General features: G+C 70.4%; 25 protein-coding genes. 16 read left to right on the forward strand and 9 right to left on the reverse strand.

The features are described from left to right. Positions 1 to 2: 2 nt before the first annotated feature. Positions 3 to 740: a glutamine amidotransferase gene (locus tag ACFVVM_RS04515; protein WP_387612886.1), complete on the forward strand. Its 738-nt coding sequence runs from the start codon at positions 3 to 5 to the stop codon at positions 738 to 740. A gap of 60 nt (positions 741 to 800) precedes the next feature. On the opposite strand, the gene ACFVVM_RS04520 is transcribed toward ACFVVM_RS04515, so the two are convergent. Next, positions 801 to 2,018: an MFS transporter gene (locus tag ACFVVM_RS04520; RefSeq protein ID WP_387612887.1), complete on the reverse strand. Its 1,218-nt coding sequence runs from the start codon at positions 2,016 to 2,018 to the stop codon at positions 801 to 803. Between the two features lie 76 nt (positions 2,019 to 2,094). Here ACFVVM_RS04520 and ACFVVM_RS04525 point away from each other — a divergent pair, with 76 nt between their 5' ends. Further along, complete coding sequence (locus ACFVVM_RS04525; RefSeq protein WP_387612889.1) at positions 2,095 to 3,027, forward strand: LysR family transcriptional regulator; 933 nt, start codon at positions 2,095 to 2,097, stop codon at positions 3,025 to 3,027. Positions 3,028 to 3,036: 9 nt separating this feature from the next. On the opposite strand, the gene ACFVVM_RS04530 is transcribed toward ACFVVM_RS04525, so the two are convergent. Further along, complete coding sequence (locus ACFVVM_RS04530) at positions 3,037 to 3,615, reverse strand: pyridoxamine 5'-phosphate oxidase family protein (RefSeq protein WP_387612891.1); 579 nt, start codon at positions 3,613 to 3,615, stop codon at positions 3,037 to 3,039. 131 nt (positions 3,616 to 3,746) lie between these two features. On the opposite strand from ACFVVM_RS04530, the gene ACFVVM_RS04535 reads away from it, so the two are divergent. Beyond that, complete coding sequence (locus ACFVVM_RS04535; RefSeq protein WP_387612893.1) at positions 3,747 to 4,574, forward strand: NADPH-dependent oxidoreductase; 828 nt, start codon at positions 3,747 to 3,749, stop codon at positions 4,572 to 4,574. Between the two features lie 12 nt (positions 4,575 to 4,586). On the opposite strand, the gene ACFVVM_RS04540 is transcribed toward ACFVVM_RS04535, so the two are convergent. After that, positions 4,587 to 5,579, reverse strand: coding sequence for an LLM class flavin-dependent oxidoreductase (locus tag ACFVVM_RS04540; protein ID WP_387612895.1), 993 nt, complete (start codon positions 5,577 to 5,579; stop codon positions 4,587 to 4,589). Between the two features lie 229 nt (positions 5,580 to 5,808). Between ACFVVM_RS04540 and ACFVVM_RS04545 the strand changes: the two genes are divergently transcribed. Continuing rightward, positions 5,809 to 6,813, forward strand: a complete 1,005-nt coding sequence (locus tag ACFVVM_RS04545) for a hypothetical protein (RefSeq protein WP_387612897.1) — start codon at positions 5,809 to 5,811, stop codon at positions 6,811 to 6,813. Here ACFVVM_RS04545 and ACFVVM_RS04550 read toward each other — a convergent pair. From ACFVVM_RS04550 to ACFVVM_RS04560, 3 genes are all read right to left on the reverse strand, one after another. Beyond that, positions 6,810 to 7,751, reverse strand: coding sequence for a class I SAM-dependent methyltransferase (locus ACFVVM_RS04550; protein WP_387612898.1), 942 nt, complete (start codon positions 7,749 to 7,751; stop codon positions 6,810 to 6,812). The two genes, ACFVVM_RS04545 and ACFVVM_RS04550, sit on opposite strands and share 4 nt — an antisense overlap. Before the next feature lie 75 nt (positions 7,752 to 7,826). Beyond that, entirely contained in the window at positions 7,827 to 9,248 is a 1,422-nt protein-coding gene (locus ACFVVM_RS04555; protein WP_387612900.1) for an MDR family MFS transporter, read from the reverse strand. Between the two features lie 114 nt (positions 9,249 to 9,362). Next, positions 9,363 to 10,112 carry an IclR family transcriptional regulator gene (locus ACFVVM_RS04560; RefSeq protein WP_387612902.1) on the reverse strand — a complete coding sequence of 250 codons (750 nt, stop codon included), beginning with the start codon at positions 10,110 to 10,112 and terminating at the stop codon, positions 9,363 to 9,365. Between the two features lie 211 nt (positions 10,113 to 10,323). Here ACFVVM_RS04560 and ACFVVM_RS04565 point away from each other — a divergent pair, with 211 nt between their 5' ends. Genes ACFVVM_RS04565 through ACFVVM_RS04600 form a run of 8 tightly spaced genes read left to right on the forward strand, consistent with a single transcriptional unit; the run spans position 10,324 to position 17,891 of the window. Further along, entirely contained in the window at positions 10,324 to 11,361 is a 1,038-nt protein-coding gene (locus ACFVVM_RS04565; protein WP_387612904.1) for an NrtA/SsuA/CpmA family ABC transporter substrate-binding protein, read from the forward strand. A 1-nt stretch (position 11,362) separates the two neighbouring features. Next, positions 11,363 to 12,178, forward strand: coding sequence for an ABC transporter permease (locus ACFVVM_RS04570; protein ID WP_387612906.1), 816 nt, complete (start codon positions 11,363 to 11,365; stop codon positions 12,176 to 12,178). After that, positions 12,175 to 12,933 (forward strand): ABC transporter ATP-binding protein, encoded by a 759-nt coding sequence (locus ACFVVM_RS04575; RefSeq protein ID WP_387612908.1) that lies wholly within the window; start codon positions 12,175 to 12,177, stop codon positions 12,931 to 12,933. Before ACFVVM_RS04570 ends, ACFVVM_RS04575 begins: the two co-directional genes overlap by 4 nt. Then, entirely contained in the window at positions 12,930 to 13,955 is a 1,026-nt protein-coding gene (locus ACFVVM_RS04580) for an ABC transporter substrate-binding protein (RefSeq protein ID WP_387612910.1), read from the forward strand. The genes ACFVVM_RS04575 and ACFVVM_RS04580 overlap by 4 nt, the downstream gene beginning before the upstream one ends. Next, positions 13,952 to 15,052 carry an LLM class flavin-dependent oxidoreductase gene (locus ACFVVM_RS04585; protein ID WP_387612912.1) on the forward strand — a complete coding sequence of 367 codons (1,101 nt, stop codon included), beginning with the start codon at positions 13,952 to 13,954 and terminating at the stop codon, positions 15,050 to 15,052. The genes ACFVVM_RS04580 and ACFVVM_RS04585 overlap by 4 nt, the downstream gene beginning before the upstream one ends. Next, positions 15,049 to 16,218: an LLM class flavin-dependent oxidoreductase gene (locus tag ACFVVM_RS04590; protein WP_387612914.1), complete on the forward strand. Its 1,170-nt coding sequence runs from the start codon at positions 15,049 to 15,051 to the stop codon at positions 16,216 to 16,218. Before ACFVVM_RS04585 ends, ACFVVM_RS04590 begins: the two co-directional genes overlap by 4 nt. 15 nt (positions 16,219 to 16,233) lie before the next feature. Continuing rightward, on the forward strand, positions 16,234 to 16,953 hold the full coding sequence (locus ACFVVM_RS04595) for a class II aldolase/adducin family protein (RefSeq protein ID WP_387612916.1): 720 nt from the start codon (positions 16,234 to 16,236) through the stop codon (positions 16,951 to 16,953). Next, a complete protein-coding gene (locus ACFVVM_RS04600; RefSeq protein ID WP_387612918.1) occupies positions 16,950 to 17,891 on the forward strand; it encodes an ABC transporter substrate-binding protein in 942 nt (313 codons plus the stop codon). Before ACFVVM_RS04595 ends, ACFVVM_RS04600 begins: the two co-directional genes overlap by 4 nt. A gap of 172 nt (positions 17,892 to 18,063) precedes the next feature. Here the strand turns inward: ACFVVM_RS04600 and ACFVVM_RS04605 are convergent, their stop codons facing one another. Beyond that, positions 18,064 to 18,612 (reverse strand): hypothetical protein, encoded by a 549-nt coding sequence (locus ACFVVM_RS04605; RefSeq protein ID WP_387612920.1) that lies wholly within the window; start codon positions 18,610 to 18,612, stop codon positions 18,064 to 18,066. Between the two features lie 110 nt (positions 18,613 to 18,722). Here ACFVVM_RS04605 and ACFVVM_RS04610 point away from each other — a divergent pair, with 110 nt between their 5' ends. Then, positions 18,723 to 19,871, forward strand: a complete 1,149-nt coding sequence (locus ACFVVM_RS04610) for a sensor histidine kinase (protein WP_387612922.1) — start codon at positions 18,723 to 18,725, stop codon at positions 19,869 to 19,871. Beyond that, complete coding sequence (locus ACFVVM_RS04615) at positions 19,868 to 20,509, forward strand: response regulator (RefSeq protein WP_387612923.1); 642 nt, start codon at positions 19,868 to 19,870, stop codon at positions 20,507 to 20,509. Before ACFVVM_RS04610 ends, ACFVVM_RS04615 begins: the two co-directional genes overlap by 4 nt. Before the next feature lie 56 nt (positions 20,510 to 20,565). On the opposite strand, the gene ACFVVM_RS04620 is transcribed toward ACFVVM_RS04615, so the two are convergent. Then, on the reverse strand, positions 20,566 to 20,712 hold the full coding sequence (locus tag ACFVVM_RS04620; RefSeq protein WP_156910418.1) for a hypothetical protein: 147 nt from the start codon (positions 20,710 to 20,712) through the stop codon (positions 20,566 to 20,568). Between the two features lie 279 nt (positions 20,713 to 20,991). Here ACFVVM_RS04620 and ACFVVM_RS04625 point away from each other — a divergent pair, with 279 nt between their 5' ends. After that, entirely contained in the window at positions 20,992 to 21,282 is a 291-nt protein-coding gene (locus ACFVVM_RS04625; RefSeq protein WP_302876394.1) for a hypothetical protein, read from the forward strand. 136 nt (positions 21,283 to 21,418) lie between these two features. Then, the gene (locus tag ACFVVM_RS04630; protein WP_387612925.1) at positions 21,419 to 21,865 is read left to right on the forward strand and encodes a hypothetical protein; all 447 of its coding nucleotides are present in this window, start codon (positions 21,419 to 21,421) and stop codon (positions 21,863 to 21,865) included. Between the two features lie 113 nt (positions 21,866 to 21,978). Here the strand turns inward: ACFVVM_RS04630 and ACFVVM_RS04635 are convergent, their stop codons facing one another. Next, the gene (locus tag ACFVVM_RS04635; RefSeq protein WP_387612927.1) at positions 21,979 to 23,229 is read right to left on the reverse strand and encodes a serine hydrolase; all 1,251 of its coding nucleotides are present in this window, start codon (positions 23,227 to 23,229) and stop codon (positions 21,979 to 21,981) included. Between the last annotated feature and the right edge of the window lie 479 nt (positions 23,230 to 23,708).

A 23,708-nucleotide genomic window follows, 5' to 3' on the forward strand; every position in this document is an offset into this window, starting at 1 on the left:
CGATGTCCAAGCCCTGCCTGTTACTGCAGCTGCGCCCCGAGCGGGCAGCCGCCGACGACGAGTACACCGCGCTGCTGCGCGCGGCAGGCCTCACCGCCGACGAGATGGTGCGCGTCCAGCTCGACCAAGGGTTCCCCGAGGTCGAGCTGGACGAGTTCAGTGCCGTGATCGTCGGCGGCGGGCCGAGCAATGTGAGCAACCCGGAGCACGAGAAGTACGACTACCAGCGGCGATTCGAACCACCGCTGCGGCAGCTGATCGCCGAGATCGTCGACCGGGACTTCCCGTACTTCGGCGCCTGCTACGGGCTGGGCATCCTGGCCGAGGTCCTCGGTGGCGAGGTCGGTGCCGAGCGCTACGGCGAACCCGTCGGCGCCGCCACGATCACCCTGACCGACGGCGCCGACGACCCACTGCTCGCCGACATCCCGCGATCCTTCCGCGCGTTCGTCGGGCACAAGGAGGCTGTTCAGCGGGTGCCGCCCGGCGCGGTCCTGCTCGCCGAATCCGCGGGCTGCCCGGTCCAGATGATCCGGGTGGGCCGCAATGTCTACGCCACCCAGTTCCATCCCGAACTCGACGGCGATGGTCTGGCCGTCCGTATCGAAACCTACCGGCACGCAGGATATTTCGATCCGAGCGAGGCCGATTCGCTGGCCGAACTCGGGCGTCGGGAATCGGTCCCGGTGCCCAGGGAACTTCTGCGCCGCTTCACCACGCGGAGTCGACTGAGCTCGTAGGTGTCAGCGGCTCCCGTTCCGCGTCGGCGACTTCGAGGTGGCTGACCGCAGTCCGGTCGATCAGAGTGTCGTACCGCTCGCAGTGCCGGATTCGGGTCCGGGGCCGAGGACCCCGGCGATCAGTGCCGCGGCCGCGAGGGCGGCGGCGCTCCACAGCAGCGGAAGGATTCCGGCGCTCTCGACGACGAGCCCGCCGACGAACGCGCCCGCCGCGATGGCCGCGGTGAACACCCCGACGTACAGGCCGGTGACGTGTTCGACCCGGTCCGGTGCCGCCGCGGTCATCCACAGCTGCGCGCCGACGGAGAGCCCGCCGTAGGCCAGCCCCCACAGCGCGATGGCCGCCCCGGCCGCGAGCGCCGCGGTGCCGAACACCGCCAGGGTCGTGATCGCCGTCGCGATCCCCGCGGCCAGCAGCGCGGCGGTCCTGACCGGCCGACGCGCGGCGAGCGCACCGGCGGCGAAGTTCCCGACGAGACCGAACACGCCGTACAGCAGCAGGAGCAGCGCGATCGCGTTCGCGGGCAGCTCGGTGCGATCCTCGAGGACCAGCCGAACGTAGGTGTAGGCGGCGAAATGCGCGGTCACCAGCAACACCACCACGACCAAGCCGGTGACGACGGCGGGCCGCAGCAGCGGTCGGGGTGGCACCGACACCGTGTCAACGCCTGGTCCTTCGGGGCGGCGCAGACGCGGGAGAACCAGAATCAGACCCGCGGCGACGACCAGCCCGACAGCCGTGAGCGCGCCGAACGCGGCGCGCCAGCCGAAGCCGTTCCCGATGAACGTGCCGAGCGGCACGCCGAGCACCGAGGCCGCGGCGACGCCACTCACGGTGAACGACACAGCGAGCGCGATGTGGCGAGGAGCGACCAGCCGGGTCGCGACCGCCGACGCGAGACCCCACACCGTGCCCATCCCGATCCCGAGGACAACCCGCGACAGCATGAGCGTCCCGAATCCGCTCGCGACCATGGTCAGCGCGTTCGCGGCGGCGAGCACGACCATCGCTGCGGCCAGCACGATGCGACGGTCCAGATTCCCGAGCAGCCGGGGTACGACCGGTGCCGTCACCGCGGAGACCAGCCCCGTGACGGTGAGACTGAGTCCCGCTGCGCCCGAAGAGATCCCGAGGCCATCACCCATCGGCGTGAGCACACCGACCGGCAGCATTTCGGAGGTGACCACGAGGAACGTGCTCAGGGTCAGCACACCGATCGCACCCCACCGGGCGGGCGATGTTCGATCGGGAGCGGCGGGCGAAACCGTAACTGTCATGCCCACCAGTCCACCGCCCGGCGACCGGCGGAACAACGCCGATCTGCTCACCGATCAATGAGCTAGATTCATGGATATGGCCGCTGAGTACCCCACGATGCACCAGGTGCAGCTCCAGCAGATCGAGTGCCTGATCACCCTCGCCGAGGAACTGCACTTCGGCCGCACCGCCGAGCGTCTCGGCTACTCCCAGTCACGGGTGAGTCAGCTCATCGCCGCGCTGGAGGCCCGCGTCGGCGCGCGACTGGTCGAGCGCACCAGCCGCAGGGTGGCGCTGACTCGCCTCGGCGAGCAGTTCGTCAAGGAGGTCCGCCCGGCCTATCGCGCGCTCGCGACGACCTTCGCGCGGGCGCGGGAGCGTGCCCTGCGCGGTGCGCTGCAGGAGCTGCGGATCGGATTCACGGGCATGGTCTACGAGGAGATCACCCGCGGCTTCCGCGCGCTGCGCGAGGAACACGGCGTCACCGTCGACATGCACGACCTGCCGCTGGGCTCACCCTTCTCCGCCGTTCTCGACGGCACCGTCGACGCCGTGATCGTCGAATTGCCCTGCCACGAACCGGAACTCACCGTCGGCTACCGGTTCCCGGCCCAGGACCAGTTCGTCGCGCTGGCCGCGCAACACCGCCTGGCCGACCGCGATGCCATCGAGATGGAGGAGCTGGCCGAGCTCGACCTGCTGCACCGGATCGGCGACGCCGCCGACTACTGGAAAGCCGCACGCACCCCACCCGCCACCCCCTCGGGCACGCCGATCCCGTCGACCGCGGGCATCACCACCATCCAGCAGGGGATGGCACTGGCCGCCGCCGGACAGCACGCCATGCTGGTGTGCCGCCCGGTGATCGAACACAATGCGCGCCGTGACCTGCGGTTCCTGCCGGTGCGCGGGCTGGAGGGGACCAGCCGGCTCGGGTTGGTGTGGCGCGCCGACCGGGCCGATCCCGCTCTGCTCGCGCTGTCCCGGCTGCTGGCACTCGAGAATCCCGGCACCGTGTCGGCGGCCTGACTGCCGACCTCAGCCGCGCACGGTGGAGGGCACCGGGTGATCGGGCTCGAGCGCGGGCAGGCCGTCGATGCTGGCGGAGTTGTCGCCCGCGATGCGCCGGGCGAAATCGGCGTCGGTGCGGCGGGTGTGCGCCTCGTCGAGAACGGATCGCTCCTCGACGAAGTCGAGACGGGGCACCGACCAGCCACACGAATCGGCGATCCGCTCGACCGAGATCGCCACCACCGCGCGGATTCCCGTGTGTCCGGTGCCGAAATGCGCACTGAGCGCGGCGAATTCGGGGGAATCCGGGCGAACCACGCGGCCGGTGCCGAACAGGCGCAGGATGCGGGCGACGCGGTCGAACGAACAGAACATGACGGTGATCCGGCCGTTGTCGCGCAGATGGGCGATCGTCTCCGCGCCGCTGCCGAACAGGTCCAGATAGGCGACCGTGTGTTCATCGATGACGGCGAAGGTGTCGCGATAGCCCTTCGGCGAGACGTTGACGTGCCCGCCCGCCGACGGCGCGGTGCCGACGAAGAACATCGGCTGCGCCGTGATGAAGGCCCGCAGCTTGTCATCGATCCGGTCGAAGATCTTGCCCATGACGCTCATTTCCGGTCTCGCCGAGCGGCGAGCTCCCCGCCTCGAGTGTATCGGCCCCGGTCCAGGCCACTTCGGTTCACGATGAGGGTTACCGCAGACGAGGGCCACCGCGATGTCCGACGATGGCTCCTATGACGCAGACCGCCCCCAGCCAAGTCCACCCCGTGCAAGAGCGCTATGCCGACCCGGCCGTCGAGGTTCCCGCGCAGTGGAATCCGGTGCTGCAGGTGTTGCACGAGCACAAGTCGGTGCGACGCTACCTGCCCGATCCGGTCTCGCCGGAGACCATCCGGCTGCTGGTCTCGGCCGCGCAGTCGGCCTCGACGTCGTCGAACCTGCAGGTGTGGAGCGTCATCGAGGTGCGCGACCCCGAGCGCCGGGCCCGGCTGGCCGACGTCGCGGGCGGCCAGGCCCACATCGTGCAGGCCCCGGTGCTGCTGGTGTGGACCGCCGACTTCGCCCGCCTGCGCCAGCTCGCCGACGATCACGGCGCCCCGCTGGAAGGCGCCGACTACCTCGAGTCCAGCTATGTCGGCTTCGTCGATGCCGCCCTGGCCGCCCAGAACGCGGTGGTTGCCGCCGAATCCCTCGGCCTCGGCACCGTCTACATCGGCGCCCTGCGCAACGACCCCGAACGCGTCGCCGCCGAACTCAACCTCCCCGACCACGTCTTCGCCGTCTTCGGCCTCGTCGTCGGCCACCCCGACCCCACCGAGGGCACCCGCGTGAAACCGCGCCTCCCACAAACCGCCGTCCTCCACCAGGAAACCTACGACCTGTCGATCCAGCGCGAACCGGTCGCCGACTACGAACAGCGCATCGGCGAGATCTACACCGACCAGGGCCTCCCGTTCTCCTGGACCGAACGCACCCTGGCCCGCCTGGGCACCAAGGAATCCCTCAACGGCCGCCACCGCCTCCGAGAACACCTGGCCGCCAGAGGATTCCGCCTGCACTGAGCAGGAGACCGATCACCCGTTGATGGCCTTGCGGGTGAGGTCGAGGGAGCGGATGCGGGCGTCGATGTCGTAGACGAGGGTGTTGAGCATCAGTTCGTCGGGGGTGGTGGCGTCGAGGAGTTGGGCGGCTTGGGCGCGGACCGTTTCCGGGGAGCCCTGGAGTTGGCCGGCCTTGCGCTGGGCGGCGAAGTGGCGTTCGGCGTCGCTGCCGGGGAAGCCCGCGGCCTGGTCGGGGGTGGCCAGTGCCTGCGGGCGGCCCGAGCGCAGGTTGGCGAAGGCGAGGTCACGGGGGGCGGCGAGGCGGTCGGCTTCGGCGTCGGTGTCGGCGCAGATGGCCGAGGCGGCGACGATGGTGTACGGCTCGCTCCTCGTTTCCGACGGCCGGAAGTTGTCGCGGTAGAGGTTCAGCGCGGCGGCGGTGTTGTCGGGGGCGATGTGGTGGGCGAAGGCGAAGGGCAGGCCGAGTGCCGCGGCCACCTGGGCGCTGTACCCGCTCGAACCGAGCAACCAGACCTCCGGTTCGGCGCCGCGGCCGGGGCTGGCCACGATCCCGTCGGCGTCGGTGCCGCGGAAGAAGCCGATCAGCGTGGTGAGTTCGCGGGGGAAGGAGTCGGCGCCGAGGCCGTCGGCATGGCGGCGCAGGGCGCGTGCGGTCACCGGATCGGTGCCGGGAGCGCGTCCGATACCCAGGTCGATGCGGCCGGGATGCAGGGACTCGAGCGTCCCGAACTGCTCGGCGACCACCAGCGGCGCGTGGTTGGGCAGCATCACCCCGCCCGATCCGAGCCGGATCCGCGAGGTCGAGGCCGCCAGATGCGCCAGCACCACCGCGGGCGCCGCGCTCGCGATGCCGGGCATGTTGTGGTGCTCGGCCACCCAGAACCGGCGATAGCCCAGCTCCTCGGCGTGCTGGGCCAGCCGGGTGGTCGCGTGCAGCGCCTCGCCGGCCGTCGCGTCGGCCTGTACCGGCGCCAGATCCAGAACCGACAGCGTGACCGCGTTCATGAGCCTCCTCGACTGTGAAACATCCCTGTTGAGGCCAACCGGTGCGGGGCTCGCAGTATTTCCCGGCGCGTGGGGTGCGGTGTCCCCGGTTCTGGCGGGAATGTGGTGAGTTGCTGGAAAGCCGCTGGCAGACAGGCGTTTTCTGTCATACCCCACCGGTATCGTCGAAGGGTCACACTACGAGTCCGGCGCGAGGGTGGCCGGACGGTGCGAGAACGGGGGCACGGGGATGAGTGACAACGACCGTGGTGATCTGCTGCCACCGAGCAGGCATGGAACCACCTGGCGGGAATCGGAGTACCGGGTCCTGGCCGACGACCTGCGCGCCGGGGTCGACTTGGCGCGCACCGCGCACACGCTGGGGCGTACCGAGTCCGCGGTACGCGCCGCGCTGCGCAATTTCGTCCCGCCCGAGGACCGGGTGTCCACGGCCGAGCGAGAACGCTGGATCCGGGGACGGCTGGTCGCCGAACCGGAATGGGACTGGTGGGCGGTGGTCGTCGACCGGCACCGCCGCGCCCGCAGCGGCCTGTGGTTCACCAGGCACGAGCACTGCGCCCGGATCGGCTGGCGCCGCCGCACCCCGATGCCCGCGCTCGCCCAGGAACTGGGCACCTCGGAGCTGACCGTCGCCGAACTGCTGCGCTCACTCGGCCTCGCCGACAGCATCGAGGAGGCGGCCGACCGGCTCGGCGCGACACCGGGCCTGGCCCTGGCCAAGCGCGTCTCGGCACACCGCGACACCGCGGCGGGCGCCCGCTGGATCCTGGTGATCGACGGCGCCGCGGGCACGAGCCGACCACGCAACGCCCCGGTCCGCCGCCAGATCTCCCTGCACGAGACCCGCGCGGGCGCCGAAGCCGAACGCGACCGGGTCCTGGCGTGGCACCGCCGCCTCGGCACCGGCGAGCCGGACACCCCGGTGTGGTGGACCATCGCCGAACGAGGTCTCGGCGCCACCGCGGGTCACACCCGGTGCGGCACCGTCGACACCATCGTGCCCGGCGGTGCGATTCACGCCGAAGCGCTCACCGTCGGCGACGTCATCCGCGTGGCCGTCCCCGACGGCGGCTACCTCCAGGACCGGATCACCGTGATCACCCACGCGGGCCCCGGCGCCCCGATCGTGGTCGACCTGGCCCCGGTTGCGAACTCCAGGGTCCGCCGCGTCGTCGAGTTCGCCCCCGGCGAGATCGTCGACGTCGTCCGCCGCCGAGAGGAGCGGGCCAGCTAGGACACCTGACCTGGACAGTCGATCACCAGGCAATGGTGGCGTGGGCTTCTCGGCCGATGCTCGCCTGAGTGCCTGGTGATCAACGGTCCAACTACGACCAGGGCGATTCGACCCGCGCGGGTGGTGGTGTCGACCTTCGGGATCATTCCGGCGCGTCGGCGCGCAGTTTTCGCCCGGAGCACGTCGGTGCGCAGCGGGAAATCGAACTCGCCGTCGGCGGTCTCCGGTGTGCGGCTCAGGTAGGTGTGGATCCGGTCGAGCAGTTCGGCCCGCTGTGTCTCGGAGATGACGACGGTGTGTGAGTGCGTGCCGATGGTGGCCGTGAGGGATTCGGCGGTGCGTCGGTGCGTGTGGTCGAACTCGGCGTGCTCGAACTCGGTGAGCAGCGGGTGCGTCGGTCGCCGGATGCTACCCTTGCGCGGCTCGAACGACGCGTCGCTGAGCATGACCCGTTGCAGCCCGACGACCCACGGGACCTGGTCGTTGTCCCGATTCCAGAACGCCGCGAACACCCCGTCCGCGCGCAGCACCCGCGCGATCTCGGGAAACGCCCGCTCCTGATCGAACCAGTGGAATGCCTGCCCGGCGACCACCGCGTCCACCGACCTGTCGGCCAGCGGAATCGCCTCCGCCGTACCGGACAACGCGGTCACCCCGGGAAATCGGCGGACCAGCTCGGCGCGCATCGCGTCATCGGGTTCCACGGCGATCACCTCGGCGCCGACCGCGAGCAACCCCTCGGTGAGCTTCCCGGTCCCCGCGCCCAGATCGAGGACGACCGGCGCGTCCCGTCCACCCAGCGGCTCGAGCGCCCAGCGGACACTCGCCGCCGGATAGTCCGGCCGATGCTCGGCGTAGATCGCGGCCTGCGACCCGAACGAACTCGCGCGACGAGCCCGCAGCGCCGCCCGGTCACTGTCCTGTTCCTTATATCCCATTCCCCACATTCCCCGACCTTACCGAGCATCGTGGCCCGCAACCGATCTCGCGCGGGGCCACCATCCGGCCGTCGCTCACGCGTCGACCGGCACGACCTTCGTCCGTCCCGGCATGGTGATCGCGGCGACGAGCATGATCACCGCCATCACGAACATGGCGACGAAGACGAGGTGGATGCCGTGGGCGAGTTCGGTGGGCGCGGGGTGGTCGGGATCGCGAATGCCCGCGTTGACCACCGCGCCGAAGACCGCGACGCCGACCGCGCTGCCCAGCGAGCGCGCGAACATGTTGGCCGAGGTCACCACGCCGCGTTCCTGCCATTCGGCACTGGCCTGGGCGGCGATCAGCGTCGGTGTGGCGACCAGGCCCATACCGCCGCCGATCAGGAAGCACGACACCGCGATCTGCCAGGTGCTCGCCTGCTCGTCGATGAGCAGGGTGGTCGCGCAGCCGAGCGCCGCGAGCGCGCTGCCGATGAGGGCGGTGATGCGGAAACCCCACCGCAGGTAGAGCCGTCCGGCATTCGAGGCGGCCAGCGGCCAGCCGAGGGTGAGCGCGCCGACCGTCAGTCCGGCCACGAGCGCCCCGGTGCCGAGCACGCCCTGGGCGAAGGTCGGCACGTAGGAGGTGAGTCCGAGCACGACCGCGCCGATCAGCAGCGAGACGGTACTGCTCGCGATCACCACCCGCCGGGTGAAGATCCACAGCGGCAGAATCGGATTCGCCACGCGCAGTTCGACCACCGTGAACAACCCGAGCAACGCCACGCTGCCGGCGAACAACCCCAGCGAGATCGGTGAGGTCCACGCCCAGGCCTGACCGCCTTCGAGCAGACCGAGAATGACCCCGCCCGCGCCGAGCGTGAGCAGCACGGCGCCGAGATAGTCGATCCGCTGCGCGCGCCGCGGTGCCGATTCGGTGAAGTGGCGCACCAGCATCCAGGCCGCGACCGCGCACAGCGGCAGATTGACCAGGAAGATCAGACGCCAGCTCAGATAGTCGGCGAACGCGCCGCCCAGCAGCGGCCCGAGCACCGCCGAACTGGCCCACACACCGGCCAGGTAGCCCTGAACTTTGGCGCGTTCGGCGAGGGTGTAGAGATCACCGGCGATCACCATCGTCATCGGCTGGATCGCCCCGGCGCCGATGCCCTGGATCGCCCGGAACACGATCAACGCCACCATGCTGGTGGCGAGCCCGCACAGCAGCGAGCCCAGCGCGAACACCGCGATCCCGACCAGGATGATCGGCTTGCGCCCCACCATGTCGGCGAGCTTGCCGTAGATCGGCACCGTCACCGCCTGCGCGAGCAGGTAGATCGAGAACAACCAGGGGAACAGCGCGAACCCGCCGAGGGTGTCGGTGATGGTGAGCACCGCGGTGGCGATGATGGTCGAGTCGAGCGCGACCAGTCCGGTCGCCAGCATCAGCGATGCGAGGATCGGTCCGCGCTCGGAACGCAGGCCGATGGCCGGACTCGCGGTCTCCGTTGCCACCGGCGATCCTCTCGTTGCTTCGACCAACCATCCGGGGACAACGTATCGGCGGCGCGATTGTTTCCGCGCGGAAATTACCGGCGGTGTGACGCGATCGGCGCCGGGCGCGGTCGTTCAGCTCGCGGCGGCGAACTTCGCGGCGATCTCGGCGGCGGTCACCTTGGCCAGTTCGACGAAGAACGGCACCCGCTCGTCGATCATCAGCGTGGCGGGCCCGCGCATCCCGAGCGCGAACCGGCACCGGCCCTGCGGGTCGAGGATGGGCATGCCGATGGTGCGGAAACCGGGATCGAGTTCGCGATCGTTGAAGGCGTAGCCGCGCTCGCGGGTCAGGATCAGCTCCGCGCGCAACTCCTCCGGCCCCGAGACCGAACGCTCGGTGCCCTCTTCGTAAGGCAGCGAACGCAATTCGTCGTCGCTGACCTCCGACCACGCCAGCAGTGCCTTGCCCAGCGCGCTGGCGTGCAACGGCAGCCGAACGCCCTGCAGCTTGTGCCCGTCGCTCTCACGCCACCGGCTGGTTCCGAGCAGTACGGCGTGGATGTGGTGGCGGGTGGCGACCGACGCGCTCGCCCCGGTGGTCGCGGCCAGCTGTTCGAGGTAGGGCTCGGCGAGATAGATCTTGTGCTGGCGGTAGGCGATCTGCCCGTACTCGGCCAGCGCGCCACCCATCCGATAGCGGCTGGACTCGGCGTTCTTCTCCAGGAAACCGGCCTCCACGAGCGCGCCGAGCAGGCGGTGGGTGGTGCTCACCGCGAGGCCCTGGGCGCGCGCGACCTCGGAGACCCCGCGCTCCTCGCCGCCACGAAAGCAGTCGAGTACCGACAGGGCCCTGGTCACGGTCTGCACGCTGGGGGTCTCCACAGCAGCGACGGTAACACAGGCGGATGCCGAAACAGCCGTTCGTATTCCGCTGTGCGGAAAGGTCCAGCTGGCATCGATGGATCGAACTGCATAGAACGGCGAAAGCATCTCTGTCAAGCTTTCCGATCCATGGAAAGACATCCCTCGTTCGGCACCACACTCGCTCCTACGCTGCGTAGGCATCACCCGCCCTTTCCGAACAGGAGCCCCCATGACCCGCAGGCTGTCTGCCTTCTCGCGGATCGCCCTCGCGATCGTTCCCGCCGTCGCCCTCGTCGCGGCGTGTGGCTCCGACTCCACCCCGGAGCAGGGGGCGCAGGACTCGTTCGTCCTCAAGGTCACCGATCCCGGCAACACCGGCCCGCTCGCGGTCGGCAAGCGCGACGGCACCTTCGACGCCGCGCTGGCCCCGCTGGGCGCGAAGATCCAGTGGGTCAACACGACTCCGGGCTTCAGCTCCAACCTGAAGCTGTTCAACACCGGCGAACTCGACGTCTCCGGCGCCGCGTTCAGCCCTGTGGTCGGCGCGCTGTCCAAGGACGTCGGCGTGAAGATCGTCGCGGTGGCCGACCCGGCCGGACAGGACCAGAGCGGCATCGTCGTCACCCCGGAATCGGGCGTGACCACGGTGGCCGGGCTGGTGGGCAAGCGGATCGCGGTCAATCCGGCCGCCAAGGGCGAGTACATCACCTTGAAAGCCCTTGCCCAGGCGGGTATCTCGCCCGATCAGGTGACCCGGGTTCCGCTCCAGCAGAAGGACGCCGCCTCCGCCTTCGCCACCGGCAAGGTCGACGCGTGGGCCTCGTTCCTGATCCCGTACCAGGAGGCCAAGGCCGCCGGCGCGGTGGAGATCGCCACCGAGCAGTCGATCGGTTCCAAGGACAACACCGTGGTGGTCTTCCGCACCGAGGTCCTGGACGAGCGCCCCGACATCGCCGCCAAGTACCTGGAAGTGCTGCAGGACCTCACCGCGAAGCAGAAGGCCGCGCCCGCCGACTTCGAGAACGTCTTCGACAAGACCGGCCCGCGCGCGCTGACCGGTGACCGCCTCGCCGACGCCGTCCGGGTCGGTGGCGAGGTCACCGTGCCGCGCCTGCCGACCGAGTCCGATGCCACCGACCTGGCCGATGTGGTGAACACCTTCGCCGACAACGGCGTCATCACCCGCCGGATCACCGCCGACGACATCTTCTACGACCTGAAGTCCAAGCTCACCCCGGAGCAGCTGGCCGCGCTGAAGGAAGACTGACATGAGCACCCTCGCCTTGGCGCCGCCGCGGGCACGCGTGCCCCGGCAGCGTCCGCGCTGGCTCTCGCTGGGCCTGCGTGCCACCCTGCCCGCCGCCATCGTGGTGGCGTGGTGGGCGGGCTCGGCCAGCGGTGCCATCTCACCGCGGGTGATCGCCGGACCCGCCGCGGTCTGGACGGCGTTCCTCGAGCTGTTCAAGAGCGGTCAGCTCGTCGATTTCGCGCTCGCCTCGTTCGGCCGCGCGGCCGCCGGCGTCGCGCTCGGCGTCTCGGTGGGGCTGATCCTCGGACTGCTGTCGGGCCTGTCGAGCCTCGGTGAGGAACTCGTCGACTCGACCCTGCAGATCGTGCGGGCGGTGCCGTTCCTGGCACTGGTGCCGCTGTTCATCGCCTGGTTCGGCATCGACGAGCTGTACAAGGTGCTGCTGATCGCGGTGGCGACCATGCCGCCGATGTACGCCTACACCTATCTCGGGGTGCGCAATGTCGATCGCAAGATGGTCGAGGCCGCCCGCAGTTTCGGGCTCACCGGCACCCGGCTCGTCCTCGAGGTGATCATTCCCGCCGCGCTGCCCGGCATCCTGATGGCGCTGCGGGTGTGCCTGTCGATCAGCATCACCGGCCTGATCGCCGCCGAACAGGTGGGCACGCAGGAGGGGGTCGGCTATCTGGTGACGCTGGCCCAGGAATACAACCGCACCGACTACATGGTGTTGTGCGTGGTCCTCTACGCGCTGCTCGGTCTGGTGTTCGACATGCTCGTTCGGCTCGCGGAACGCTACGCGATGCCCTGGCGCAAGCAGGTGGCGATCCGATGACGACGACGACAGCCGCACCCGTCCCGGCCTCGACCCAGGCCCCGGTGGCGGTCTCGATCACCGGTCTGCGCAAGGCCTTCGGCGACAAGACCGTGCTCGACGGCATCGACCTGACCATCCGGCGCGGCGAGTTCGTCGTGCTGCTCGGGCCCAGCGGCACCGGCAAGACCACCCTGCTGCGGCTGCTCACCGGTCTCGAAACGCCCGACGGCGGGGAAGTCCTGGTACCTCCGCGCCGCACCACCGTCTATCAGGAACCGCGGCTGATCCCGTCGAAGCGGGTGCTGGCCAATGTGATCGTCGGCCTGCGCCGGGGCAAGGCACAGCGCGAGGCCGGCCTGCGCGCGCTCGACGAGGTGCACCTCGACGGCAAGGCGAGCCAGTGGCCCGCCACCCTCTCCGGCGGCGAGGCCCAGCGTGCCGCCCTGGCCAGAGCGCTGGTCCGGGAGCCCGAACTGCTGCTGCTCGACGAGCCGTTCGCGGCACTGGACGCGCTGACCCGGCTCCAGATGCAGGACCTGGTGGGCGATCTCGTCGCCCGGCATCGCCCCGCCGTGCTCATGGTCACCCACGACGTCGACGAGGCGATCCGGCTCGCCGACCGTGTGCTCATCCTCGACCGCGGCCGCTTCGCCGTGGACGAGGTCATCGATCTGCCCCGCTCGCGCGATCACGCGGCGCCCGAAACCCTCGGTTACCGAACGGAATTCCTCGCCCAGCTCGGCGTGGGACCACACACAAGGAGCCTGTCATGACCGAAACCCTGTGGTACACCCGCTGCCCCGTGCCGACCGCGAGCGGCCTCGCGCACAGCCTCGGCTGGCTCGGCGAGACCGCCGCCGGTGCCGGGCTGGAATTCGGTGTCCTCCAGGACGCGGGCCCCGAGCTCGCCGGCCACCACTTCCTGCACGACCTGTCCGGGCTGATCCGCGAGGGCGGCAATGTGCCCGCGCTGGCCGCCCGCGCGCAGGGCTCGCCGACGCGGCTGATCGGGCTCACCTGGATCGACGAGGCGCAGGCGATCCTGGTCGGCCCCGACTCCGCGGTCACCGAGGCGGCCGGGCTGGCCGGTCTGCGCGTCGGTGTGCCCGCCTGGGCACAGGACCAGGCCCGCAGCTTCCCGCGGGCGATGGCGCTGCACGGCTTCGTCAACGCCCTGCGCCCGGCCGGGCTCACCCTGGCCGATGTGGTGGTCACCGAACTCGCGGTCGAGCGGGATCCGCAGGTGCGCACCGAGATCCAGTCCCGGAACCGCTCGACCACCTGGGGCGTCGAGGAGCTGCTGGAGGGCAAGGTCGACGCCATCTACGTCAAGGGCGCCCGCGCCCAGGAGGTGGCGAAGGAACACGGACTGCGCGTCGCAGTCGATCTGGACGCCTCCGCGACCAAGCGGCTTCGCGTCAACAACGGCACCCCGCGCCCGATCACCGTGCACGCCGACCTGCTCGAGTCCCGGCCCGAGGTCGTGATCGGTTTCCTCGCGCAGAGCCTGCGCGCCGCCGACTGGGCCGCCGGTGATCTCGACGGTGTCCGCGCGGTGCTGCAGCGCGAAACCCTGTCCGGGCCCGAGGGTGTCGCCGCCGCCTATGGTGACGAGTTCCATCGCGGCCTGCACCCCTCGCTCACCGCCGAACGGGTCGAGCTGCTCGGCGTGCAGAAGCAGTTCCTCTACTCCCACGGCTTCCTGGCCGCCGACTTCGACCTCGAATCCTGGGTCGCCCCCGAACCGTTGGCCCGCGCCGCGGAGATCGTCGCCGCCGAGCAGGTGCCCGCATGACCGAGTTCCACTGGCGGTTGCCCAGCCGCGGCGACGGTCGTCGCGCCCGGCCGCAACTGCGTGGTCGCGGCGGTTTCGGCCCGCAGGCTGCCCTGACCGAGACCACCGATGTGCGACCGGGCCGGTTCGGTCCCTTCGACGAACTGGCCCAGATCGTCGACGCGGCCGAACTCAACGGCTTCGACGGCGTGCTCGCCCCCTACGACCCACTCGGCGAGGAATCGTGGATCGTGGCGGGCGCGGCCCTGCGCGCCACCCGCTACACCCGGGTCACCGTCGAATTCCAGCCCGCGTTCGGCACACCGGTCTACGCGGCCAAGGTTTCTGCCACCCTCCAGCGGCACTCGGCGGGGCGGTTGAACTGGCGGCTGGCCGTGGACACCGACCCCGCCGAGGCCCGCTCGCGCGGTGACCTCGTGGCGGGCGAGGAACGCTACGAGCGGGCCGCGGAATTCCTGACCGTCGCGCGCGGCGTCTGGAACGAGAACGAGATCGGCGCCGCCGGATTCGCCGGGACCGGCTTCGAATACGCGGGCCGCTACTACGACGTGATCGACGGCGGCTTCCGCGGCATCCTGTCCGGTCTGCCGTTCCCCACCGTGCACCTGAGCGGCACCTCGCCCGCGGCGCTTGCCCTGTCGGCCGCGCACGGTGACGTGCACGTGCTCACCGAGCAGCCGGACGGAATCTCGCGCGCCACCGCCGAACTGGGGGAGCGGGCCGCCGCGGCCGGTCGCCGGGTGCGTATCGCCCTCGAGCTGCCCGTCATCGCCAGGGAAACCGAGGACGAGGCGTGGGCGCGCGTGCACCGGCAGTGGGCCGAACTCGGCCGCCCCGAGCCCGCGACCGAACACGCCCTCGGCGACGGCCGCTGGGCCGGGTTCGACGCGCTCGGCTACGACCAGCGCATCGGCCTGGTCGGCAGCTACGAGCAGGTGGCCCGCCAGCTCTCGGTCTACGAGCTCGCCGGCGTGCACAGCTTCGTGCTGTCCGGGCATCCGAACATCGAGGAGATCCACCGGGCGGGCGAGCACCTGCTGTTCCGCGTCGACCCGGCGGGCCGCACCCTCACCACCGCGCAGGAGGTCAGCGCATGAGCATCGACGTCTACTGGCGCATCGGCATGGAAGGCGACCACGCCTCCCTGCGCACCCCGCGCCGCTACAACCGGGGCAATGCGGGCGGCTACGGCCCGGGCAACCTCGCCCCGGCCGTGCGCGGCGGCGAACTCGACCACTACACCTACCTCGACCACGTCGCCGCCGTCGCGAAGGCATCCGAGTCGGCCGGTTTCCTCGGTGGTCTGCTGCCCTCGTTCCCGGTGACCGACGACCCGTGGGCCTTCGCCGCCGCGCTGGCCGCCGAGACCACCACCTACCGGTTCATGGTCGCCTTCCAGCCCGGCTTCCTGCACCCGGTGCAGGCGGCGCGGATGTCGGCGAGCCTGCAACGAGCCACCGGCGGCCGGCTGGTCTACAACATCATCAGCGGCGGCGGGGGACCGGCCCAATTGTGGTGGGGCGACAAGGTTTCCCACGACGACCGCTACGCCCGCACCACCGAATTCCTCGACGTGCTGCGCGGAGTCTGGGACGGCGAACCCTACGACCACGACGGCCGCTTCTTCCGCACCGAAGGCGCCGCCCTGCCACCGGGACTGGCCGGTCAGCCCTTCCCGGAGGTGTACTTCTCCGGCTCCTCGGGCGCCGCCGTCGCCGCGGCGGGCCGCCACGCCGACTACTACCTGTCCTGGCTCGAGCCCTACGCCGACCTGCGCGCCAAGTTCGACGGAGTCCGCCGCCATGCCGAGAGCACCGGCCGCACACCGAAATTCGCGGTCCGCATCGACATCGTCGCCCGCCACACCGAGGAAGCGGCGTGGGCCGAGATCGAGAAGGGCTGGGCCTTCGTCGACCGCGAGGCCGCCAACCGCGCCGCCCAGGGCGACTCGGTCGGCGCGGCGCGGATCACCGGCTGGGTGCCCGAGACCATCACCGGTTACCGCGATCTGGAGGTCCAACCGAATGTCTGGTGCGGCTTCAGCCTGATCCGCGGCGGTCCCGCCTTCGGCCTGGTCGGCAGCTACGAGCAGGTCGCCGAGCGGCTCGACGAACTCATCGAGCTCGGCGTCGACGCCTTCATCCTCGCGGGCAATCCGCACCTGGAGGAGGCCTACCGGGTCGGCGAGGAAGTACTGCCGCTGCTCGGCCGCTCCCGGCTCACCACCCCGTCCACCGACACCGTCCTCGCGACGGCCCGATAACGCAGGAGTTCACCGATGACCACCACCGAAACCCGTCTGCCGGAGGCCGTCACGGCCTTCGTCGAGGCGGCGACCCGCGACGCCGACACCGCGTTCCGGGTGTTCCGGGAGACCGGCACCGTCACCGGCAACGGCACCGTCAACTTCGTGGAGCGGGTGCCCGGCGAGGAGATCGCCGTCGCCCTCAACGAACCGGGCCCGTGGGCCACCGACCGCACCGTCGAACCCGTGGTGGCCACCTTCGACGGAGAAGTGCTGTCCGGCAAGGGATCCGCCGGTTTCGTCACCGGCTACGCGAAGGTCTTCCGCGCACACCCCGAGATCACCTCCGTCGTGCACATCCACACCCCGTGGCTGGGTGGCTGGGCGCAGACCCACCGCACCCTGCCCATCCGCTACGCGGCCTCGCAGCGGCTCACGCTCTCGCGCGAGATCCCGCCGCACATCGACCGCACCATCGGCGCGGGCGATTTCATTCTCGACCGTCTCGTCGCCGACCCGCACCTGGTCGCGATCTTCGAGGCCAACGGTGGCGCCAATGTCATCGGCCGGGCCGGTCTGCTCGAGCTGGCGAAGTTCGTCGTGCTCCTCGAAGAGGGCGCGCAGTATCAGGCCATCGCCGAAACCCTCGGTGGCTCGGTCGAATTCGATCCGTCGAACCTGGCGGTGCAGTGGAAGCGCAGCGGACTGGTCGACGAGGCCCGTCGTCTCGGCCTGATCGGAGACGCCCGATGAGTATTCGTGTCGGCTACTTCCCGCACAACAACTCGCTGTTCGTCCTGCGCCACCGCGGGATCCTCGAACGGCTGCTGCCCGAGGTCGAATGGGTCGACCTGCGCGCCCTGCCCGCTGCCGAGCGTGTCGACCCCAAGACCGGTCTGCCCGGCGAGCACTCGGACTGGCTGTTCACCGAGGGCGGCTACGACATCATCGGCACCGGCTTCACCCCGCCGCTCACCGCCCTGGCCAACCAGCGCGACATCGTCTACCTCGGCATCTCCGGTCCGCGCGTGGAGAACGGCAGGCTCGTCGCGACCGCCGCCAGCGGCATCACCTCCGCGGCCGATCTGAAGGGCAAGCGGGTCGGCATCGCGCACGGCTCGTGGCAGACCACGCTGCTGTTGTTCGCCCTCGACCAGGTCGGGTTGACCTGGGCCGATGTGGAACCGGTCGACGTGGATGTCCGCGGCGGCGGCGCGCTGCTCACCGGTGACCTCGATGCGTGGGTCGGTACCTACCCCGGCCTCCAGGAAATCGAGGCCGCGACCGAGCTGACCACGCTGGTCGACACCGCGTCGGTGTTCAGCCACCCCTCGCTGTGGTTCACCCGCCGCGACCTGGCCGAGAACAACCGCCCGGTGATCGAGGCCGTCCTCGCGGCTCTGCAAGAGTCCGACGCCTGGATCATCGCCAACCCGCGCGCGGCGGCCCAGTACTTCGTCGACGACGCGCTCTCGCGCGGCCTGCCCGCCGACCTGGACGCCTGGGAAGCCGCCCTGCGCGGCCGCCCGTTCGGGATCCACCCGGTGAGCCCGGAGTTCCTGGACGAGCAGCAGCGCGCCGCCGACCTGCTGGCCGCCAACGGGCTGCTCCCGCGCACGGTCGACGTGCGGGCCGCGGTCCTGCCGTGGATCGGCGAGGTCGTCACGGAGAAGGCGGCCGCGGCCGTCTGATCTCGACGCCTGCCGGTCCTCGGCGACCGGTTCGCCGGCGCTGTCGATCCGCAACGCTGCCCGGCGACAACGATGCTCCGGTGACGAAGTCGGTCACCGGAGCATCGTCACGTCGACGAGCACCGCCGCACCCGGCTCGGCGCGCCCACGTCGAACGGCCGCCACCACGCGCTCAGCGGGCCTTCGACCCCGCCACCCACACCGGACCGGTGAGCAACCAGATCACCGTGATCACCCCGAGCGTCCCGAACACACTCATCAGCTGCTCGCGCTGCGCGGCATCGGCCACCGTGTAGCTCAGTGCCACGGTCAGTACGGCGGCGATGGCGGCGGCGCCCAGCCAGCGAGCGAAATCGGCCCATTCCTTGCGCGAACGCTCGGGGCCGTACTTCGGCACCTTCACCGGCGCCGGTCCGCCCGCGAACCGGTAGGCGAAACGCTCGTCGAGCCACTGGATGATCCGGTGCCCGAACATCACCGTGCAGCCCAGGTAGATCCCGGCCAACCGGTGCGCGAAGCCGACCTCCCCGCCGCGATGCAGATCGATGGCCACCGCGATGACGAGCACGACATCGAGCACCGGTACCAGGGCCAGCGTCACCATGCCCGCACGCGGCAGCCGCACCGCGTAGCGCAGGAGCAGACCGCCGACGACCAGCACCCAGAAGCCGATCTCGCAACCGAGGATGGTCAGCAGTACCGGGTTCGTCATCTCGTCCATTCCTCGACTGTGGCAGGCACACCGGTGTGCGGTCGTCCCGCTTTCCGCTCGTCTCGGGTCCGACTTTCGGAGGACCCGGGGCTCGGTGCGCGTGTGTTGGAATGGGGGACATGTCACCGTCGCGCACGCCCATGAGCCGGCTCGCGCACGTGTTCGACAGTTCGACCACGGCCGCGGTCAGCATCTTCCTGGTCGGGCTGCTGCTGTGGGCCGCCGGAGGCTGGGCGGTCGTGGCGAATCACGACGTCTATCCGCCGGTGGCGAAGGTGGCGCTGCTGTCCGCGGCATTCGCGATCCAGCTGACCGCGCAGCATCGGCCCGCGCTGGCCTTCGGCCTGATGGTCGCCCTGCTGGCCGGAGACCTCGCGGTGAGTCCGTCGCTACCACTGTGGATCGCGCTGACCGACGTCATCTTCCTCGCCGTCAGCAAGGGATCGGACCGGCTCGGCGCGGTGGTCGTCTGGTTCTCGCTGATCGTGACCGTGGGCGGGGCGCTCCTGGCAGCGGCCCTGATCGATGTCCGTGTCGGGCTCTACGCCGCGCTGGCGGGCGTCGCGCTCACCTGGTCGCCGCTCGGCTACGCGCGGGCGGTGCGGGCCTCACGTCGTATGGCGCGAATGGAACGCGAGGCCGCGCGCGCCCAGCTCGCGGTCCTCGACGCCGAGCGTTCGGCCGCCCTCGGCGACGAGCGCCGTCGACTGGCCCGCGACCTGCACGACACGGTGGCCGGTCACCTGTCCGCTGTCGCGATCCTGTCCGAGGTCGCGCAGAAGGACCCGGGCAACACCACCGTCCTGCACTCGATCCGCGCGGGCAGCCTGGCCGCGCTCGAGGAGATGCGCGCGACGATCGACCTGCTGACCTCGCCCGACGACACCGCCGTCACCACCCGGCTGTCGTCGCTGGACGGGTTGATCGACGCGGCGACAGCGGCAGGCGGCGCGGTGACCCTGCGCCGGGCCGAGGATCTGGAGTTGCCCACCGCGGTCGAAGCGGTGGTCACCCGTATCCTGGGCGAGGCCATCGCCAACGCCACCAAGCACGCGCCCGGCGCGCCCCTGGACATCGACCTGCGTCGTGACGCCACCCGCCTGGTGGTCACCGCCTCGAATCCGATCACGCCGGGTGTCCGGTCCGGAGAGGGAAACGGGTTGCGCAACATGATGTTCCGCGCCGAATCCGTGGACGGCTCGCTCACCGCGAACGCCGAGGACGGCACCTGGCGCGTCCGCGCGCGGATCCCACTGGGGGCCGCGTGACGGTGACGGTGCTGGTGGCCGACGACCACGCCACCATCCGCGCGGGCCTGACCATGCTGCTCGAGTCCTCCGGCCAGGTCCGGGTGGTCGGTGAGGCGGCCGACGGCGTCGCCGCGCTCCGCCAGGCCCGCGCGCTCGGCCCGGACGTGGTGCTGATGGACGTGCGGATGCCGCGCGTCGACGGGCTGGCCGCCACCGCCGCGGTGGTCGCCGAGACGACCGCGAAGGTACTGGTCCTCACCACCTTCGCCATCGACGAGTACGTCCTCGGCGCGCTCTCGGCGGGGGCGAGCGGCTTCCTGCTCAAGTCGGTCGGCGGCGACGAACTGGTGCGCGCGGTGCTGGCCGTGGCCGAGGGCGACGCGGTCCTCGACCCGAAGGTCACCCGCGCGGTGATCGCCGCCCTGCCCCGCACCGCGGCCCTCGCCCCGCCCGATCTGTCCGCGCTCACCGACCGCGAGCGGCAGGTGCTCGCGGGCCTGGGCGCCGGGCTGTCGAACCAGCAGATCGGCACCCGCCTGCGCATCGGCGAGACCACCGTGAAGACCCACGTCTCCCGGGTGCTGACCAAACTCGGTGTCCAGTCCCGCGTGCAGGCCGCGATCATCGCGACCCAGGCCGGTCTCGACCCGCACTGACGACGATGCCCCGGCACCGAGATCGGTACCGGGGCATCGCCTTGTCGGGGCGGGATTCAGCGTGCTGGATGCGGGTCGGACTGGTCCGGACTGTTCCGGCGGGATTCAAACCAATAGGTCAGCGAAACCGTGGCGTAGGACGCCACTACCACTGCTGCTGTCACCAGAAGAAACGCGACGATCAAGGGAATCAGGAAAGCCATGTGCCCTCCTCGCGGTACGGTAGGTGTGCGATGAAGGTGGTGGTCAGCGCCTCGTCGCGCCGATTTCTGGACATGCCCCGCGCTATCGATGGTAGGGCCACGGCGCGACCACGGCACGACCCGGCGGGTGTGATGGCGGTCATGTTCCGTGCGGAGTGTCGCCCACGCCACCGAAGTGGCCTGAGGTTGAATATTCAATAGATCTGGGGTTCTACCGCGTCACGAGTTCTCGACATCGGCTTCACCACGAACAACCGACGAAGGAGCACGATCGTGAGCATGATCCTGGCCGCTCTGCACGACACCTACGGCATCGTCGTCGCCCAGGTGGGCAACCCGACGCCGGAGGCACCGCCGATGGCCGACAAGGTTATGCAGCTCAGCCGGTACTTCACCTGGGGAATCCTGCTCTCCGGCGTCACCGCCATCACCTACGGCGGCGGCCGTTTCGCCTGGGAGAAGTGGAACGGCGGCGGCCTGCAGTCGCCGAAGATGATCGCCAGCGCGATGGCGGGCGGCGCGGTCGCCACCAGCGCGGGCACGATCATGAACGCCGTCATCGGCGCCTGACAACCCACCCCGTGGCCCGCACGCCACGGACCATCCACACCACCGGAGAAGGCCTCGACGGGCCAGGTCGCTTCCGCGCGCACCCGGCCCGATCCGCCTGTTGCCGAGTTCTTTCGGCCTGCCTACGGTGGCGGGTATGACGCCGAGCGAGATCGATGCCCTGCCCGCGCCGACCACGGAGGTCATGCGGCGCCGCGCTCGCGCCGCCGGACTGCCGGAGCGCGAATACCTGCGTCGCGAATTGTTCGCGCTGGCGCGGCGCCGGGTGCCGCTGGACGGTGTGGTCGAGTTCCTCGCGGCGGAGCGCCCCGGCCATCCGCGTCCCGAACTCGACGCCGAGGCCACGGCCGTGATCCACGCCTACGACCTCCCCGCCCACGTGTGGAGCGTCCTCGCCGATCGGGCCGCGGCGGCACCGCTCCCACTGGCCGACTACGTGCGCCAGGAACTGATCACCTCGGCGCGGCGCGGCACGGTCGAAGACGCCCTCCTCGAGTTCGACGAGGTGTTCGCGCAGGATCCGGGCCTGGTCATCGACCGCGAAGCCGTGGCGGCATCGATCCGTTACGCCCGGGGCGAATAGCCTCCTACCGCCGCGTCCCTGGACCTGGACTGCTGATCACCAGGCGCTGGTGGAGTGGGCTTCTCGGCCGATGCCGCCCTGGGAGCCTGGTGATCGACTGTCCGACTTCGTATTCAGACGCGGAACGTCTGGGCGGCGGGGGACAGGGGTGGGAAGGTGGCCGAGATCTGGGCGACCAGTTTCGTGGGGCGGTCGGTGTCGGTGGTGGCCTTGCCGCTGGTGAGGATGGCGCCGGCGAGGTTGCGGGCGGGGTCGGCCCAGCCGTACTGGGTGGTCAGGCCGCTGCGGCCGAAGTGGGTGGTGGTGTCGCGGCCGAACTTCGAGCGGCGGGCGCCCAGTTCGAAGCCGGCGCGGCTGACGCGGCCCGCCAAGCCGGGCATGCGGTCGGCTGGAGCGATCGCGGCGCGCAGGGTGTCGGGGGCGATGATGCGGACACCGTCGAGTTCGCCACCGCGAGAAAGGATCTCGTAGAAGCGGGACAGTTCCTCGGCGGTGGTGACGAGATTGCCGGAGGGGAGTTCGGCGGTGAGGAAGGCGTCGTTGTCGCGTTTGGACACCTTGTCCATGCCGCCGCCGAGCGCCTTGCGCGCCAGGAACATCGACAGCCGCGAGGTCGGTGGCCCGGTCTTCACGCTCGGTACGACCTTGCCGACATCGACGGGATCCACGCCGAAGTTGGTCCACCGGAAGCCCAACGGTGTCAGCACCTGCTCGGCCAGGTGTTCACGCATTCGCTTGCCGGTGGCCCGTTGCACGAGCAGCCGCTGGATCAAACCGCTGGTCAACGCGTGGTAGACGCGGAATCGGCCCGGCGGCCAGCTCGGCACCAGATCGGTGAGCGCCGCCAGGGCGAGCTCTTCGTCCAACACGACCTCCGCGCCCTTGTACGGCGGGGTGATGAACGGGACACCCGCCGAATGCGAGAGCACTTCACCGATGGTGATCACTCCCTTGCGATGGGCCGCGAACTCCGGAACGTACTCGGCCACAGCATCATCGAGTGCGAACGCGCCCTGTTCGACGAGCATCGACATCACCGTGGCGGCGACACCCTTGGCGGTGGAGAACCCGCAGAACGGGGTCTCCGGCGTCACCAAGATCTTCTCGGCATCCGGCCCGTCCTTGGGCGCGTTACCCCACCCGTGCCCGATCGCCCGATTCAGCACGACCTTGCCATTGCGCCGAACACACACCTGAATCGCGGGCGTCGTCCCCAACCGGTACCACCCCCGCACCGAGTCCCACACCGCCTCGACCTCGCGCGCCGATGAGCCCGCCTCCCGCGGATCGTCCTCGTGCCCGACGGTCGTCACCGCATCGAGATCCTCGAGGACCGCCACCAACGTCCCACCAACTGCGCTCATCCCACCACCCTAACCACGCCCCCACCCACCCCCGGCCCGCCGAACCATCCTCAACACCGCCCCGCCATCGCGATGACTCCACCACCGCACCCCACCTGAGCTGCGTCGTTGTAGTCGACCACCCCAGTCCCCGTCACCTCGACCGGAGTCGCTCCGCCGAGCCTGGACGGTTGATCACCACGCTCTGGTGGCGCTGCTACTCGGCCGATACTCACCTGAGAGCGTGGTGATCAACCGTCCAACATCTCGCGTGGTGTCTAGCGCCCGTTCGGTGATCCGATCTCGCTACCGCAGCCGCGTATCGCCGGGCCGCGCGCGGAGCCGGATCGAGTGGATCGGGGCGTGGTCTGCTCGGTACCGGAACGGTGAGCGGATTCCGTGTCCTCGCCGAGAGGGTGGTGCGGCGAGGAAGTCGCGGTGGTGCGGCGCTGGGGTGATCTCGCGGCGGTGCGGCTGTGGCACCGGACGGGTGCGGAGCC

This window comes from Nocardia sp. NPDC058176 (assembly GCF_042883805.1).
Taxonomy (GTDB): Bacteria; Actinomycetota; Actinomycetes; order Mycobacteriales; family Mycobacteriaceae; genus Nocardia.

Coding starts and splice junctions, on each gene's coding strand:
- ACFVVM_RS04515 (WP_387612886.1), top strand. CDS start 3: ATGTCCAAGCCCTGCCTGTTACTGCAGCTGCGCCCCGAGCGGGCAGCC.
- ACFVVM_RS04590 (WP_387612914.1), top strand. CDS start 15,049: ATGAGCATCGACGTCTACTGGCGCATCGGCATGGAAGGCGACCACGCC.
- ACFVVM_RS04595 (WP_387612916.1), top strand. CDS start 16,234: ATGACCACCACCGAAACCCGTCTGCCGGAGGCCGTCACGGCCTTCGTC.
- ACFVVM_RS04610 (WP_387612922.1), top strand. CDS start 18,723: ATGTCACCGTCGCGCACGCCCATGAGCCGGCTCGCGCACGTGTTCGAC.
- ACFVVM_RS04545 (WP_387612897.1), top strand. CDS start 5,809: ATGAGTGACAACGACCGTGGTGATCTGCTGCCACCGAGCAGGCATGGA.
- ACFVVM_RS04605 (WP_387612920.1), bottom strand. CDS start 18,612: ATGGACGAGATGACGAACCCGGTACTGCTGACCATCCTCGGTTGCGAG.
- ACFVVM_RS04620 (WP_156910418.1), bottom strand. CDS start 20,712: ATGGCTTTCCTGATTCCCTTGATCGTCGCGTTTCTTCTGGTGACAGCA.
- ACFVVM_RS04600 (WP_387612918.1), top strand. CDS start 16,950: ATGAGTATTCGTGTCGGCTACTTCCCGCACAACAACTCGCTGTTCGTC.
- ACFVVM_RS04550 (WP_387612898.1), bottom strand. CDS start 7,751: ATGGGATATAAGGAACAGGACAGTGACCGGGCGGCGCTGCGGGCTCGT.
- ACFVVM_RS04635 (WP_387612927.1), bottom strand. CDS start 23,229: ATGAGCGCAGTTGGTGGGACGTTGGTGGCGGTCCTCGAGGATCTCGAT.
- ACFVVM_RS04580 (WP_387612910.1), top strand. CDS start 12,930: ATGACCGAAACCCTGTGGTACACCCGCTGCCCCGTGCCGACCGCGAGC.
- ACFVVM_RS04585 (WP_387612912.1), top strand. CDS start 13,952: ATGACCGAGTTCCACTGGCGGTTGCCCAGCCGCGGCGACGGTCGTCGC.
- ACFVVM_RS04575 (WP_387612908.1), top strand. CDS start 12,175: ATGACGACGACGACAGCCGCACCCGTCCCGGCCTCGACCCAGGCCCCG.
- ACFVVM_RS04625 (WP_302876394.1), top strand. CDS start 20,992: ATGATCCTGGCCGCTCTGCACGACACCTACGGCATCGTCGTCGCCCAG.
- ACFVVM_RS04530 (WP_387612891.1), bottom strand. CDS start 3,615: ATGGGCAAGATCTTCGACCGGATCGATGACAAGCTGCGGGCCTTCATC.
- ACFVVM_RS04630 (WP_387612925.1), top strand. CDS start 21,419: ATGACGCCGAGCGAGATCGATGCCCTGCCCGCGCCGACCACGGAGGTC.
- ACFVVM_RS04520 (WP_387612887.1), bottom strand. CDS start 2,018: ATGACAGTTACGGTTTCGCCCGCCGCTCCCGATCGAACATCGCCCGCC.
- ACFVVM_RS04535 (WP_387612893.1), top strand. CDS start 3,747: ATGACGCAGACCGCCCCCAGCCAAGTCCACCCCGTGCAAGAGCGCTAT.
- ACFVVM_RS04570 (WP_387612906.1), top strand. CDS start 11,363: ATGAGCACCCTCGCCTTGGCGCCGCCGCGGGCACGCGTGCCCCGGCAG.
- ACFVVM_RS04540 (WP_387612895.1), bottom strand. CDS start 5,579: ATGAACGCGGTCACGCTGTCGGTTCTGGATCTGGCGCCGGTACAGGCC.
- ACFVVM_RS04525 (WP_387612889.1), top strand. CDS start 2,095: ATGGCCGCTGAGTACCCCACGATGCACCAGGTGCAGCTCCAGCAGATC.
- ACFVVM_RS04565 (WP_387612904.1), top strand. CDS start 10,324: ATGACCCGCAGGCTGTCTGCCTTCTCGCGGATCGCCCTCGCGATCGTT.